Here is a 15,221-nt window from a genome sequence, read left to right on the forward strand (position 1 = left end):
CAACTATGGCTGACAAGAAAAATCCTGACAACGACGCGGCGGGGGTGCCGGATGACGGCACCGCCGCGGCGGGCGCGGGCGTCCCTGCAGAATCGGTGCCTGACTCGGCATCCGTTGCTGATGGCGAGGCTGCGGCCTCGGCCGACGGAATCGAAGAAGACGAGTTGACCGTTCAGGACATCCTGGACGCGGCAGAGCGCGAAGTCGCCGAGCCGACGAGTGAACACCTCGCCGACCTCAAGCGTGTGACGGCGGAGTACGCCAACTATCGTCGGCGTACCGAAGCCAACCGTGCCATTGAGAAAGAGCGAGTGACCGGGGATATCGTCAAGATACTGATTCCGGTACTCGACGATATCTACCGGGCGGAGAAGCACGGCGACCTCGTGCCCGACTCGGCCTTCGCCACGATCGCGGCCAAGCTGCGTTCGAGCGTTGAGCGTCTTGGACTCACCTCGTTCGGCGCGGTCGGCGACCCCTTCGACCCGACTATGCACGAGGCGATCTTCCAGCAGCCCAGTGCGGTCGTCGACACCGAAACCGTTGGCGACGTCGCGGAGACGGGGTACTACCTCGGTTCCACGCTGTTGCGTGCGGCCAAGGTTGTCGTTCAGGTACCGAGCGATGGCTAGCCAGGACTGGTTCGACAAAGACTTCTACAAGGTTCTCGGGGTATCGAAAGATGTCACGCCGGCCGAGTTGAAGAAGGCGTATCGAAAACTCGCTCGTAAATACCACCCGGACTCCAACCCGGGGAACCCCGCCGCTGAGGCGAAGTTCAAGGAATTGAGTGAGGCGCACTCGGTGCTGAATGATGCCGCCCAGCGCAAGGAATATGACGCCGTGCGGGCAATGGGAAGCGGGGCGCGGTTCGCCGCGCCCGGCGGCCGGGCCCAGAGTGGCGGCTTCGAGGACGCTTTCGGAGGCATGTTCGGCGGCGGAAGCCGTCAGCAGAGTTACACCTTCGAACAGGGCGGTTTCGACGATATCCTCGGGGGTATGTTCGGACGAGGTGGCCAAGGTGGGGGCGGTTTCGGCAACCCCACCGGTGGCTACCGCGGCTCGGGCGCACCGACGCGCGGGCGTGACGTGATCGCCTCGACGACCATCGACTTCATCACAGCCACCCAGGGCGACCAGATCAGCCTGCAAACCCAGGACGGTCGACCGATCAAGGTCAAGGTTCCGGCCGGAGTCGCCGATGGGCAGAAGATTCGCCTGCGTGGCAAGGGGCAGCCGAGCCCGGACGGTGGAGAAACCGGCGACATCGTGCTGACGATCACCGTGCGCAAACACCCGGTGTTCGAACGCGACGGACTCAATCTGCGGGTAACCGTACCGGTCACTTTCGTCGAGGCCAGCCTCGGCGCGACGATCGAGGTACCCACCCTCGGCGGCAGCCCCGTCAAGTTGCGCGTTGCCCCCGGTACTCCTGGTGGCCGGGTGCTGCGGGTCAAGGGTCGCGGCGTCACCACGGCCAAGGGCACGGGCGACCTGCTCGCGGTCGTGCAGGTCGCTGTGCCCTCACACCTGTCGAAGGATGCCGAAGAGAAACTCGCCGCGTTTGCCGAAGCGCTGCCGAAGGAGAACCCGCGCGATGAACTGATTGCTCGGGCCAAGGGCTGATTATGGACGAGACCACCCGGGTTTTCGTGATTTCGACGGCGGCCGAGCTTGCGGGAATGCACCCGCAAACCCTGCGCCAATACGATCGCCTGGGCCTTGTCAGCCCAGAACGCACCCCCGGCAAGAGCCGACGATACTCCATGCTCGACGTGGCAAAGCTCCGTGAAATTGCGGAACTGGGCTCTGAAGGCGTGAGTTTGGAAGGCATCCGTCGTATCCTCGAACTCGAGGATCACGTGCGCGGGCTCGAAAATCGCCTGCGCGAGTTGGAATCGACGCTCGCCGACGAACTACTGAACCGACCGGGCCGCCGCGTTTTCGCGGCTGGCTCGGCCGGCGATGTTATTTCAATGAAGGCGGGCACCCGCACCAGGCGCAGCAACCAGGTTGTCATCTGGCGGCAGCCCAGACCATAGTCAGTTATCTGTAACAAGCTTCACGTTTCTGCCCCACAGCACGAACTGGTCGCACCAGCACTACTCTCAGGGGGATCCATGTCCAAATCGGACGCGTATGACCAGTCCGCGCCGCGGAACGCAAACACTTCGTCGAAAAGCACCATGTCGGACGAAAACGAGGCCGTGTCGAACAACGGCATGAACGGGTTCGATTTCGACCGCCTGCGTCGTCGCCCCGACATCGAGGCGGAGAACCTGTTCGCCGTCGACGCGAGTGACCGCCTCATTCTCGATGAGGCCGCTGGCGCACTCGCGGCATATCGTGCCGGTGGCGTCGTCGTGCTCGAGGATCGCTATGGCGCCCTGACCCTCGGTGCCGCTGCCCTGCACAACGCCCGCGGCATCCGTGTCTACCAGGACGCGCTCTCGGGCGAATATGCGCTCGACAGCAACGCCTCCGGCGTCGACCTGACGGATGCCTACCGCTCACTGCCGCTCAGCGAAGAGTTGTTGAAAGACGCCCACGTCGTGCTGTTACAGCTGCCGAAGAGCCTCGACGCGCTCGACGAGATCGCCGCCGCCGTCGCCAAGTACGCCGCTCCCGACGTGATCGTCTTTGCCGGCGGCCGCATCAAGCACATGACCGTGAGCATGAATGAGGTGCTGCGCCGCCACTTCGGGGCCCTCAATGTGCGCCCGGCCCGCCAGAAGTCGCGCGTGCTCATCGCTTCCGCACCGTTGGCCTCGTCGACGAGCGACTGGCCACGCAGCGAAAAGCACGACGACTTCGACCTCACCGTGCGCGGTCACGGTGGCGTATTCGCCGGAACCAGCATCGACATCGGTACCCGGGCGCTGCTCGAGGTGCTCGACCGAATGAAGCCCGACGCCGAGCGCGCCATCGACCTCGGCTGCGGCACCGGAGTGCTCGCCGCGGCCTTGGCGGCCCAGCGCCCGCTGCTGCAGGTGCTCGCGACGGATCAGTCGGCTGTGGCCGTCGCATCCGCTCGCGCAACCATCGACGCCAACGCGCTCGCCGATCGTGTCACCGTCGTGCGCGCCGATGGCCTGTCTGGCCAGCCGGATAATTCGGGTGATCTGATTCTGCTCAACCCGCCGTTTCATATTGGAGCGTCGGTGCATGCGGGCCTCGCTGAGAAACTCTTCATCGACGCGGCGCGGGTACTGGCACCCGGCGGAGAACTGTGGACCGTGTGGAACACCCACCTCGGTTACCGTCCGATGCTCACCCGCATCGTCGGTTCGACCCGCCAGGTTGGCCGCAACACCAAATTCACGGTGACGGTGTCGACCGGCCGCTGACGTTACGCCGTGGTCAGACGCGCACGAGCAGCTCGCCGTTGAGCACCTCGAGCTGCCACTCGGCCGCGCCATCCGCGTGGTCGTAGTGGTGGTGCACGAGGTTGATCGAGGCATTGTTGATGCTGCCGATGGACTGGTCCAGGGCGTTTTCGAGGCTCAGTCGAATGAGCGTGCCGTGCGCGACGACGATGATGCGCTCTCCGGGGTGATGTCGAGCGAGCTCGCACAGGGCGTCGATGCCACGCGCGGCGACGGCTTCCTCGGTCTCGGCACCGTGGAATCCCCCCGGAAAACGCAGGGCGTCCAGCTGGGCGCCGGCGCTTAGGCCCTCGGCTGGTCCGTAATCGCGCTCGATCAGACCCGGAATGCGGCGGGCCGCGTCGAGGCCCAGCTCTTCGCCGATCAGGTCAGCGGTTTCGGCCGCACGAGAAAGCGGCGACGAGACAATGAAATCCCACTCATACCGGGAGAGTGGGGCGACGGCAGCCGCTGCCTGGCCGCGCCCCACGTCGTTCAGCGGAATGTCGGTGGCGCCCTGGATGCGCGCGGCGGCGTTCCAATCGGTCTGGCCGTGGCGGATGAGGGCGAAGGTTGTCGTCGTGGTCACTGATCTATTCTGCCTTGGCCGACTGGGAGTGCGCGGCGGGCCAAAATGCGCGCTTCCCGTTTCGGCAGAGCCCAAGCCAGACTGGCCAGGTCGGTGATCGCCCAGGCCAGCAGCACGACGAGCAGCGCGTTGCGCGCTGTCAGCAGCAGCAGGGAGAACAGATCGCCGTCGATGAGCGGCAGGTAGAAAATGGGAAAGACGAGCGTCGTCAGGCCGGAGATAGCCAGCGTCAGCGTGGCGGGCACCCGCCACTCAGCCCAGCTGCGGCCGACACCGACCGCAACCACCGGCACCAGCCACAACATGTATTGCGGTGAACCGACCTTGTTGAAGACGATGAACGCGCTGACCAGGGCAAGGGCTCCGACAAGCAGCAGTTGGCCGGCATCCGCTCGCCGATGCTGGGCAATGAGCATCAGCACGAAAATCACCGCGATGGCGCCGAACATGACCGGCGTCATCAGGGAAGCGACCACGTCGGTACCGGGTCCGCTCACCTCACGGGTGGCGATCGCGAAATTCTCGTAGATGAACGTGCTGTGGTGACCGAGTGTGGCCAGCCACACCCACACAGTTGTGATGGGCGCCTCGAGTTGCAGGGCACGGTCAGATTGTTCGGTGACGAAACTGGTGAGATATTGCAGGCCCCCCACAAGCCAGACGAATGCCGCCACCCCCGCCGAGACGGCCGCACCGATAAGCACCACCGTGCGACGACGCGGCGACACGGTGACCACCGCGAGGAACACGGCCGCTGGCCACACCTTGATCCAGGTGGCGAGGGTCAGCACAACCGCCGCGACGGCCGGCCGGCGCGCGAGCAGCACGAGTCCGACAATGACGAGCGGTGCTGTGAGTCCTTCCAGTCGCAGTAGCCCGACCGGGCTCAGCAGAAACGACGCGAACAGCCAGTACCAGGCCGATTTGAAGCCACCGCGGCGACGTCCCCAGTCGGTGAGCGCTCCGACTGCGACGGCATTCAACGCGGTGGTCAGCAGGTACCACAGGAGTTGGTAGAGGAGCGGACCGGCGATGCCCGCGAAGGCGATCGGCAGCATGGCGCCGATCGGGTACACCCACCCGGTATCGATACCCTGCCAGATGCCGTGCTCCAGGCCGAGTTCAGCCCAGGTTCGGTACAGCGGAAGGTCGCCGAGTACCCGACCGGTCAGGATGGTGGGCAGCAGGGCGAACAGGAACACCGCGTGCAGACCGAGAAAACCGAGCGCGAGGGTACGCGGGCGTTGCAGCGTCAGGCGGCGAGCCGGAGTGAGTGTGCGAGCCAGGCGAGCGTCGACCCGATCAAAAATGGTGGACATAGGACCGTTTCTGCAGTGTGCGACGTGGTGCCGTCGCCCGCAGTCTAGGGGGGCTGGATGAACTGTTGGTGTCGCCTCAAGCCAGGAGTTCGCGAATGTCGGCCGCGGTCAGGGCGGTGCCCTGCGGCGCTCCGTCGGTCATGACGCTTTCGAACAGGCGCGCTTTGGTGGCTTTGAGGGCCATGACTTTTTCTTCGATGGTGTCCTTGGAGACCAGGCGATAGACCATGACATTCTTTGTTTGTCCGATGCGGTGTACGCGGTCGACGGCCTGGGCTTCGGTCGCCGGGTTCCACCACGGGTCGAGCAGAATGACGTAGTCGGCCTCGGTGAGGTTGAGTCCGAATCCGCCAGCCTTGAGGCTGATCAGAAAGACGGAGCTGGAGCCCTCTTTGAAGTCGCTGATGGCCTTGGCCCGGTTGCGGGTCTTGCCGTCGAGGTAGGAATAGCTGATGCCGGCGGCGTCGAGCCGGTCCCGTGCCTTGCCGAGGTACTGGGTGAACTGGCTGAAGATCAGGGTTCGGTGACCCTCGGCGACGGTATCTTCCAGAAGTTCCAGCAGGGCGTCGAGCTTGGTCGAGGGAATACTGTCGTACTTCGCGTCATACAGGCTGGCGTCGAGACTGAGCTGGCGCAGCATGGTGAGTGAGCGAAAAATCTCGAACCGGTTCGCGTTCATGTCCTCGATCAGGCCGAGCACCTTCTGCCGTTCTCGGGCAAGGTGCATGTCGTAGACCTTGCGGTGCCTCGGGTGTAGGTCGAGTTCGAGCACCTGTTCCTGCTTCTCGGGCAGGTCGCTGGCGACTTCGGCCTTCGTGCGCCGCAGCATGAAGGGTCGGATGCGGCGGCGCAGCTGCGCGAGCCGGTCGGCGTCGGCATCCGCTTCAATGGGCTTGCGGTAGTAGTCGGCAAAACGGCTCGGGCTCGGGAACAGGCCCGGCGCGGTGATGGAGAGCAGCGACCACAGCTCCATCAGGTTGTTTTCCATCGGGGTTCCGGTGATGGCGAGCTTGAAAGGGGTGCGCAGGCGCCGGGCGCAAACGTGCGCCTTGCTCTGGTGGTTCTTGACGAACTGGGCCTCGTCGAGCAGCAGCCCGGCCCAGTCGTGAGCGTTGTACTCCTCGAAATCGAGTCGGAACAGCGTGTATGAGGTGATCACGACGTCTGCCTGGCCCATTTCATCGAGCAGGCTGGAGCCGCGTTTGCCGGTGGTCTGGGTGATGGCTGTTGTCGTCAGGTCGGGCGCGAACCGAGCGCATTCGGTGGCCCAGTTGGAGACGACGCTTGTGGGAGCGACCACGAGAAAGCGCTTGCGAGTGGAGCCTTCCGCAGCGCGTTGGCTGTCGCGGGCGTGGGCAATGAGGGCGATGGCCTGCAGCGTCTTGCCGAGTCCCATGTCGTCGGCGAGCACGCCGCCAAGCTGGTGGTCGTAGAGAAAGCTGAGCCAGTCGAATCCGGTCTGCTGGTAGGCACGCAGGGTGGCATGCACGGCCGGCGGGAGCGGGCGTTCGGCGATGGGTGCGGCCTCAGCCGAGCCGTGCAGGGCGGCGAGACCCTCGACGGCGCTGCGCCAGGACGCAGCCTGCTCGGCGACGACACCGAGCAGTTGCAGTTCGTCCCACAGGTCGGCCTGAAAACGGCTGAGACCAAGCGTGCCTGCGTTGCTCTCCTGCAGGCCGCGGGCTTCTTCGATCAGCCGCCGCAGCTGCTGCAGTTCGGGCCGGTCGAGACTGAAGTACGTGCCGCTGTCGAGGATCATCAGGTCTTGATCGGTGGCCAGCGCCCGAAACAAGTCGTCGAAGGGGATGTCTTCGCCCTCGATCGTCACGGTAACGGCGAGATCGAACCAGTCTCGGGTGTCGGTGCTTTCGGTGGTGGCGAGGCTGATCACCGGCGCTTCGTCGGCTTCACGGTAGCTCGGGGCGTCGGCCGAGACCTGCACGGCGATGCCGGCGGCCTCGAGTTTCGGCACGGCCTCGCCGAGAAACGTGATCATGATGGCGCTGCGAAGTTCTGACTGCTCAAGGAGTCGGGCCGGGCTGATCGGTGTGGCAGGTTGCCAGAGCTCCGAGAACGAGGCGATTTCTCGGCTGACCGCTTGCAGCGTGTCGTGTTCGCGGGTGAGGTCGCGAAAGCGGGTGTCGCCGGGCGTCGGGCGCAGGGGATGGCGGTACAGCACGGGGGCCGGTTCGACCGCGTCCGTGCTGATCGACTCCGGGACCGATTCGGTGGGCGCGACGTAGTGCCATTCCCACGCGACGGTGATGCGGGCATCCGTTTGGTGGGTGATCGTCAGCGCCAGCTGGGGTCGAGCCGTTCTGGGCAGCTCGAACGAGGCGTCGTGACTGGTCAGGGTCAATTTTTGCTGCAGAAACGGGTAGTAATCAGCTAGGAATGAAGGCTCGTCGTTGGCTGGAATGTCAAAGCCCCCGGTGACAGCGAGCGCGCGGATCTCAGAGCTGACCTGTGCATTCAGTGGTGCGAGAACGAGCTGCCTGCCGGTTGCGAGCGGGTCAGCGGGGCTCGTGAACGTGTAGGCGCCGTGCGCCGGGTCACCAATGAATCCGAATTCGGCGCCGCGGTGCAGCTGTTCGCCCAGCATGAGCAACGGGGTCAGTTGCAGGCCCTCGTCGTCGCGGCGAATGTTCAACTCGAGCGCGGCCGGCGTGGGCGAGAGCAGAACGGGATTCTGGGCATCCGTAGCGCAGACCATGGGCAGCCCGCTCAACTGTGCTTCGTGCAGCAGGTCCCAGAGGGCCTTGTTCTCAAAATTGTCGAGGTAGAGCCAGTGGTCGGTGTAGCTGTAATAGCGCTGGCCGGTGGCCGAGAGGGCGTAGAGGGCGTTCAGAATTTTGCGGTGGGCGCGGTTATAAGTGCCGGGGGTCCAGGACAGGTTGTCCCAGGTGAGGGAGCCTCGAATCCATTTGCCCTTCTTTCCCATGACCATCGGGCGTGCGCCGAGACGGCGGGGGGCCGGGCGTCTGTTCGGGCTGTAGGCCGGGTCGAGCAGGTCGAATTGCAGCGCGAGGGCCGTGCTTGTGACGGTGTCGCCGGCAGTCGGCTTGGCGATCGGCGCCAGGGCGGCGCGCCAGGCGGGCACTGGCGGGCGAATGGGAATGACCGGTACCGGGGTGGTCGGCTGGTATGCGCCCGGCACAAAGGTCGATTCGAACACCGGCGTGCGACGGTCGCCGATGGCGCGCACGTTCGAGGCGGCGCGCTCAGCGTTCAGTTCGGCGGGCGTGCTGCGGCTGGCCAGGAGCAGGGCGGCGACGTGCTTGCAGTTGCTGCCCATGGGGCAGGTGCAGGTTCCGCTGGCCCGCACAGCCTGGCCGGCAGCATTGAGCGTGAACGAAACGAGTACGGTGTACGGCTGTGGGCTGGTGCCACTCACTCGACCGGTGAGGTGTGTCCCCGACGAGGCCCAGGACTGCTCGGTGACGTGCCCATTGCGGGCGTACCGTTCACCGCGCGAGAACGACTGGCTGCCAACGATTCGGGCGATCTCGTGAGTGCTGAGGGAATGAGCCATAGGTGGGGGAGCTCCGTAAGAAAATGGGACCAACCTTTATTGTCTCACGGGAGGCTGCCCGGCCCCGCGCTGATTGCACCGCTTTCGCGGCACTCGTCGGTGGCGGTGGCACTCCTAACCCGGGGTGCCCTGAACTCTGACGAGTGCCGCGACACCGGCAGATGACTGGTGTCAGCCGTATGGGCAGACGAGATGTTCAGCCCTCGAATATTCGACGCCGGGGAGATGGCCGGGGTACTAAACTTGAGCCAGCAAGGCTCAACTTTAGAGGAGACAGCGATGCAAGCCGGTCAGCGACCACCGCAGCAAGACGCCAAGACGGCCCTCGAGTTGTATGGGGTGAACCTCACCGACATCGCCCGCAGTGGCAAGCTCGACCCGGTGATCGGGCGTGACGCCGAAATTCGCCGGATCAGCCAGGTGCTCACCCGGCGCACTAAGAACAACCCCGTGCTGATCGGAGAACCCGGCGTCGGCAAGACGGCCGTGGTCGAGGGGCTGGCCCAGCGCATCGTAGCCGGAGACGTCGCCGACTCACTCAAAGACAAACAACTGGTCTCCCTCGACCTCGCTGCCCTCGTAGCCGGCGCCAAGTATCGCGGTGAGTTCGAGGAACGGCTCAAGGCCGTACTCAAACAGATCAACGACGCCGACGGGCAGATCATCACCTTCGTCGACGAACTGCACACTCTGATGGGTGCTGGTGGCGGCGAAGGCTCCGTGGCGGCCAGCAACATGCTCAAGCCCATGCTCGCCCGCGGCGAACTGCGCCTGATCGGTGCCACGACCCTCAACGAGTACCGCGAATTCATTGAAAAGGATGCCGCGCTCGAGCGCCGCTTCCAGCCGGTGCTCGTCGACGAACCGTCGGTTGAGGACACCGTGGCCATCCTCCGCGGGCTCAAGGAACGCTATGAAGCCCACCACAAGGTGACCATCGCCGATTCTGCCCTCGTGGCCGCGGCATCCCTCTCCAATCGCTACATCACCGCCCGCCAGCTGCCCGACAAGGCCATCGACCTCATCGACGAGGCTGCGAGCCGGCTGCGCATGGAGATCGATTCCTCGCCGGTGGAGATCGACGAACTGCGGCGCAGCGTCGATCGGCTCAAGCTCGAAGAGCTCGCTCTCAAGAAGGAGAAGGACGATGCCTCGAAGGCGCGTCTGGTGAAGCTGCGTAGCGATCTGGTAGAGCGCCAGGCCACCCTCAAAGAGTTGCAGGCGCGCTGGGACAGCGAGCGGGCCTCGCTGAACCGGGTCGGCGAGCTGCGTGAGCGGCTCGACGCCGCCCGCATTGAATCTGACCGGGCGCAGCGTGAGGGAGACCTCGAGAAGGCGTCCCGGCTGCTCTACGGTGACATTCCGGTGATGGAGCGCGCGCTCGCCGACGCCGAACAGGAAGAATCCGTCGGCCCGCGCATGGTGAACGACCAGGTCGCGAGCGAGGATATCGCCGCCGTGGTCGCCGCGTGGACGGGCATCCCGGTCGGCCGGCTGCTGCAGGGCGAAACCGACAAACTGCTCAACCTTGAAAACGAGCTCGGCCACCGCCTGATTGGACAGAAGCGCGCCGTGAGCGCGGTCGCCGACGCCGTGCGGCGTTCGCGTGCCGGCATTTCCGACCCCGACCGGCCGACCGGATCCTTTCTCTTTCTCGGCCCGACCGGCGTCGGCAAGACCGAGCTGGCCAAGGCGCTCGCCGAGTTTCTGTTCGACGATGAAAAAGCTATGGTGCGCATCGACATGAGTGAGTACGGTGAGAAGTTCTCGGTGTCCCGCCTGGTTGGAGCGCCTCCTGGCTATGTCGGCTACGAGCAGGGCGGCCAGCTCACCGAGGCCGTGCGGCGTCGCCCGTACTCGGTGATTCTCTTCGATGAGGTGGAGAAAGCGCACCCCGAGGTGTTCGACGTGCTGTTGCAGGTGCTCGACGACGGCCGCCTCACCGACGGCCAGGGGCGCACGGTAGATTTTCGCAACACCATTCTCGTGCTCACCTCGAATCTCGGTTCGCAGTTTCTGACCGACCCGACCCTGTCGGTGGAACAGAAAGAGGCGGCAGTGCAGGGCCTCGTGCGACAGGCTTTCAAGCCGGAGTTCGTCAACCGGCTCGACGACATCGTGGTGTTCTCCTCGCTGACAACCGATGAGCTCGGCGAAATCGTCGAACTCGACGTCGACCGATTGCAGAAGCGTCTCGCCGAACGCCGGCTCGACCTCGCCGTAACACCGGATGCCCGCCGCTGGCTGGCTGAGCGTGGTTACGACCCGATCTATGGTGCGCGTCCGTTGCGGCGTCTCATGCAGCGCGAGATCGACGACCGCCTGGCGAGGGCGCTGCTGGCCGGCGACATTCGTGACGGCGACACGGTGCTGGTGGCGCTGGCGGCCGACGGTGACGCGCTCACCGTGGCATCCGCTCCGTCACTGGCAGCGACGATGTGACCCGAAGGGGGGGGTAGATCCGGGTTGGGCGGGTTAGGGTTTATCAATGAAAGCAACTGTGATTTATGGCGAACGAGATATTCGCCTCGAAGAAGTTCCTGACCCTGTACTTTCGACCGGTGGCGACGCCATCGTTCGGGTGGTCGCGGCCTGCGTCTGTGGGTCTGACCTGTGGCCCTACCGCGGCGTGACCGCCACCAAAGAGCCACACCGCATTGGCCACGAGTTTGTGGGCATCGTCGAGGAAATCGGCCCAGAGGTTTCGACCGTCAAGGTCGGAGACTTCGTCATTGCGCCCTTCTACGACTGCGACAACACCTGCGTCAACTGCCGCAACGGCGTGAGCTTTTCCTGCCTCCACCTTGTTCCGTGGGGCGAGAAAGACGACATGGGCGGCTTCGCCGACGGCGCCCAGGGCGAGCGGGTACGCGTTCCCCATGCCGATGGAACGCTCGTGGCAACCGCCGAGGTGCCGGATGACGCTCTGATTCCGGGACTGTTGACCCTCTCGGACGTCTTAGGCACCGGACACCACGCGGCCGTGTCTGCCGGCGTCACCGCCGGCAGCACCGTTGTCGTCGTCGGTGACGGAGCCGTCGGGCTCTGCGCCATACTCGCGAGCAAGCGACTCGGCGCGAGCCGCATCGTCGCTATGTCCCGTCACGCTGATCGCCAGGCCGTGGCCCGCGAATTCGGTGCGACGGACATCATCGAAGAACGGGGTGATGAGGGTGTTGCGGCGGTGCAGGCGCTGTTCGATGGAATCGGCGCCGATTGCGTGCTGGAGTGCGTCGGCACCAAGGAATCCATGGATCAGGCCATCCGGTCAACGCGGCCCGGTGGGATGGTCGGCTACGTCGGCGTACCCAACGGCGGCGCCGAGCTGCCCATCCGCTCGCTCTTTGGACGCAATGTGGGCGTGAACGGCGGCGTGGCCTCCGTTCGCGGCTATATCGAGGAACTACTGCCCGAGGTTCTTTCGGGCCAAATCAACCCCGGTCGGGTCTTCGACCTGGAGCTTCCCTTGTCCGAGGTGGCCGAAGCCTACGCCGCGATGGATGAACGCCGAGCCATCAAGGTGCTGCTGCGACCATAACCCGCCCGCGATAGCAAAAAATGCCCGTTTGGCTGAGGCCAACGGGCATTTTGCGTGCGCCGGAGCGATCTCATTCGGAGTGCGTACTATTCCATCGAAGGCTTCACGGTTGACCGCGCAGCCTATTTGCCTTGCAGTCGGTTACGCACCTCGCGGCGCAGCACTTTGCCGAGCAGACTGCGCGGCAGGTCGTCGACCTCGACGATGCGCCGCGGCACCTTGTAGGACGACAGCCGGGTGCGGCAGTATTCACGCACCGCAGTCACATCGAGGTCGACGCCGGGCCGCAGCACCACGACCGCCACGACGTCTTCGCCGCCGGTCGGGCTCGGCAGCCCGACCGCGGCCGCGTCGTTGATGTCGGGGTGCGACAACAGAGTCTCTTCAACCTCGGACGGCGACACGTTGAAACCGCCCGTGATGATGAGTTCCTTCAGGCGGTCGATGATGGTGATGAAGCCGTCGGCCGAGACTCGCACGATGTCGCCGGTGCGTAGCCAGCCGCCGGGGAGCAGCACCTCGGCGCTCTCGCTCGGGCGGTCCCAATAGCCGGAGAAGACCTGCGGGCCGGCTACGAGCAGCTCGCCCTCCTCGTCGAAGCCGCGCTCGATTGTGGGGTCTTCCGGGTCGACCACGCGAATGTCGGTGCTCGGAAACGGCACACCGACCGTTCCGGGGCGACGGCTCGGGCCGACCGGGTTGCCGGCGACGATCGGTGACGCCTCGGTCATGCCGTAACCTTCGACCAATAGCCCGCCGGTGGCCTCTTCCCAGCGTTCCACGATGGACACCGGCAGGTTCATCGCGCCCGAAATAGCAAAGCGGACGCCCGCAAGGCTCACCTTTTTCTTCGCTGCGGCCGTGACTAAGCGGTCGTAGATCGGCGGTACCGCCGGCAAAAAGGTGGGCGGTGCGTGCTTGGCCGCGTCGAGCACGAGCTTCTCGTCGAACTTGGGAAACAGTACGAGGCGGGCGCCGATGCTCATCGCAAAGGTGAGGCAAAGGGTGAGGCCGTAGGCATGGAACATCGGAAGAACGCCGTAGACGGTCTCATCGCCGGGGCGGAGGCCTGCTACCCAAGCGGAACCCTGCGCGGCGTTGGCGCGCAGGTTGTAATGGCTCAGGATGGCGCCCTTCGGGGTGCCGGTTGTGCCGCTCGTGTACTGCAGCACGGCCGTATCCGTGAGCAAGGGCCGCTGGTGTGATGGGTGCAGTTTGCGGGCGCCCACGATCGACTCCCAGCTGATCGCGCCCTTTCCGGGCCCGGCGGTAAGAGAAGCACGAGCGTCCTGGGCTTTTTTGATCGGTAGTTTGAGGGCCAGCCGTTTCGAGAACGGCATCGCACGCGTGAGGTCGACGGTGACGATATCCGCTACGCCCATGTCTTTGGGGAACATGCGCGCCGACTCGTAGACCTTGTCCCACACGATCGCGACGCGGGCGCCGTGATCTTCGAATTGATGGCGCAGTTCTCGGTCGGTGTAGAGCGGATTGTGCTCGACCACGATGGCACCGAGGCGCAGTACGGCATAAAACGCGACGACGTGCTGCGGACAGTTCGGCAGCACGAGGGCAACGCGGTCGCCCGGGCTCACGCCGAGTTTGCGCAGGCCGTTCGCGGCCCGGGAAATCTGTTCTCCAAGCTCGGCGTAGGTGGTGCTGGAGCCGAAGAAGTCCAGTGCGATCGCCGGCGCAAACCGTTCAGCCGAGGTCTCCATCATGTCGGTGAGGGTTTCGGTGGTCTCGGCGATCGTGCCGGGAACGCCGGGCGCGTACGAGGCGAGCCACGGCCGGTGCGTGAAGGTCACGACAACTCCCGGGTGATCGCGGCCACGAACATGTCGACGTCGTCTTCGGTGGTGTCGAAGCCGCACATCCAGCGCACCTCGTTTTTGGTGGCGTCCCAGTCGTAGAAGCGAAAATGTTCGCGCAGCCGGTCGGCGACGCCGGCGGGCAGGGTGGCGAAAATGGCGTTGGCCTGCGTGGTCTGGCTGAAAGCCAGCCCGGTGATGGTGCCCTGGGAGATTGCGCTTTCGAGCGCGTCGCGCAGACGGGCGGCCATCGCATTGGAATGGGAGGCGTTGTGTAACCACAGGTCCCCGTCGAGCAGCGCGATGAGCTGCGCCGAGATGAAACGCATCTTGCTGGAGAGCTGCATGTTCGACTTGCGCAGAAACTTCAAACCAGTGGATGCAGCCGGGTTCAATACCACGATGCACTCACCCAGCATCATGCCGTTCTTGGTGCCGCCGAAGCTGAGTACGTCGACGCCGGCATCGCGCGTGAAGGCACGCAGCGGCACCCCGAGGCTCGCCGCCGCGTTGGAGATACGAGCACCGTCCATGTGCAGCGTCATGCCTTTGGAGTGCGCGTGATCGGCGATCGCGCGCACCTCGTCGACCGTATACGCGGTGCCAAGCTCGGTGGTCTGGGTGATGGCCACGACGAGCGGCTGGGCGCGGTGCTCATCGCCCCAGCCCCAGGCTTCCTGATCGATGAGTTCGGGGGTGAGCTTGCCGTCTGCGGTGATCACCGGAAGAAGTTTGAACCCGCCGACGTGTTCCGGAGCGCCGCCCTCGTCGTTGTGGATGTGCGCGGTGGCTGTACAGATCACGGCGCCCCAGCGTGGCAGCATCGACTGGAGGCCGGTGACGTTGGCCCCGGTGCCGTTGAACACCGGAAAAGCTTCGACGCCCTCGCCGAACTGTCGGGCGAAGACCTCTTGCAGCCGGGTCGTGTAGACGTCTTCGCCGTAGGCGATCTGGTGGGCACCGTTGGCCTGGACAATCGCCTCCAGAATTTCCGGATGGATTCCAGAGTAATTGTCGGAGGCGAAGCCGCGGGAAGACAGATCATGGAGTTGGGTCACTCGTCCATC

The 15,221-nt window shown here is 64.9% G+C and carries 11 protein-coding genes; 6 read left to right on the forward strand and 5 right to left on the reverse strand.

From position 1 onward, the window contains the following. Positions 1-5 precede the first annotated feature (5 nt). From CXY83_RS10730 to CXY83_RS10745, 4 genes are all read left to right on the forward strand, one after another. The gene (locus CXY83_RS10730) at positions 6-632 is read left to right on the forward strand and encodes a nucleotide exchange factor GrpE (protein ID WP_104197331.1); all 627 of its coding nucleotides are present in this window, start codon (positions 6-8) and stop codon (positions 630-632) included. Next, complete coding sequence (locus tag CXY83_RS10735; RefSeq protein ID WP_104197332.1) at positions 625-1,626, forward strand: DnaJ C-terminal domain-containing protein; 1,002 nt, start codon at positions 625-627, stop codon at positions 1,624-1,626. Before CXY83_RS10730 ends, CXY83_RS10735 begins: the two co-directional genes overlap by 8 nt. 2 nt (positions 1,627-1,628) lie before the next feature. Continuing rightward, entirely contained in the window at positions 1,629-2,042 is a 414-nt protein-coding gene (locus CXY83_RS10740; protein WP_104128702.1) for a heat shock protein transcriptional repressor HspR, read from the forward strand. 144 nt (positions 2,043-2,186) lie between these two features. Further along, positions 2,187-3,347 (forward strand): class I SAM-dependent methyltransferase, encoded by a 1,161-nt coding sequence (locus tag CXY83_RS10745; RefSeq protein ID WP_233200796.1) that lies wholly within the window; start codon positions 2,187-2,189, stop codon positions 3,345-3,347. A gap of 13 nt (positions 3,348-3,360) precedes the next feature. Here the strand turns inward: CXY83_RS10745 and CXY83_RS10750 are convergent, their stop codons facing one another. The 3 genes from CXY83_RS10750 to CXY83_RS10760 form a co-directional block, all read right to left on the reverse strand. Next, a complete protein-coding gene (locus CXY83_RS10750; protein ID WP_104197333.1) occupies positions 3,361-3,954 on the reverse strand; it encodes a histidine phosphatase family protein in 594 nt (197 codons plus the stop codon). Then, positions 3,951-5,273, reverse strand: coding sequence for a glycosyltransferase 87 family protein (locus CXY83_RS10755; protein WP_104197334.1), 1,323 nt, complete (start codon positions 5,271-5,273; stop codon positions 3,951-3,953). The genes CXY83_RS10750 and CXY83_RS10755 overlap by 4 nt, the downstream gene beginning before the upstream one ends. Before the next feature lie 76 nt (positions 5,274-5,349). Beyond that, positions 5,350-8,805 carry a DEAD/DEAH box helicase gene (locus CXY83_RS10760; protein ID WP_104197335.1) on the reverse strand — a complete coding sequence of 1,152 codons (3,456 nt, stop codon included), beginning with the start codon at positions 8,803-8,805 and terminating at the stop codon, positions 5,350-5,352. A 279-nt stretch (positions 8,806-9,084) separates the two neighbouring features. Between CXY83_RS10760 and CXY83_RS10765 the strand changes: the two genes are divergently transcribed. Both CXY83_RS10765 and CXY83_RS10770 read left to right on the forward strand, forming a co-directional pair. Then, positions 9,085-11,247 carry an ATP-dependent Clp protease ATP-binding subunit gene (locus CXY83_RS10765; protein WP_104197336.1) on the forward strand — a complete coding sequence of 721 codons (2,163 nt, stop codon included), beginning with the start codon at positions 9,085-9,087 and terminating at the stop codon, positions 11,245-11,247. 46 nt (positions 11,248-11,293) lie between these two features. Then, complete coding sequence (locus CXY83_RS10770; RefSeq protein ID WP_104197337.1) at positions 11,294-12,343, forward strand: zinc-dependent alcohol dehydrogenase family protein; 1,050 nt, start codon at positions 11,294-11,296, stop codon at positions 12,341-12,343. Between the two features lie 122 nt (positions 12,344-12,465). Here the strand turns inward: CXY83_RS10770 and CXY83_RS10775 are convergent, their stop codons facing one another. Together CXY83_RS10775 and CXY83_RS10780 are read right to left on the reverse strand one after the other, a co-directional pair. Then, positions 12,466-14,151, reverse strand: a complete 1,686-nt coding sequence (locus tag CXY83_RS10775; RefSeq protein WP_104197338.1) for a long-chain-fatty-acid--CoA ligase — start codon at positions 14,149-14,151, stop codon at positions 12,466-12,468. Further along, on the reverse strand, positions 14,148-15,212 hold the full coding sequence (locus CXY83_RS10780; protein WP_174722164.1) for a low specificity L-threonine aldolase: 1,065 nt from the start codon (positions 15,210-15,212) through the stop codon (positions 14,148-14,150). The genes CXY83_RS10775 and CXY83_RS10780 overlap by 4 nt, the downstream gene beginning before the upstream one ends. Positions 15,213-15,221 lie beyond the last annotated feature (9 nt).

The organism is Cryobacterium sp. M15 (assembly GCF_002929675.1).
Classification (GTDB): Bacteria; Actinomycetota; Actinomycetes; order Actinomycetales; family Microbacteriaceae; genus Cryobacterium; species Cryobacterium lyxosi.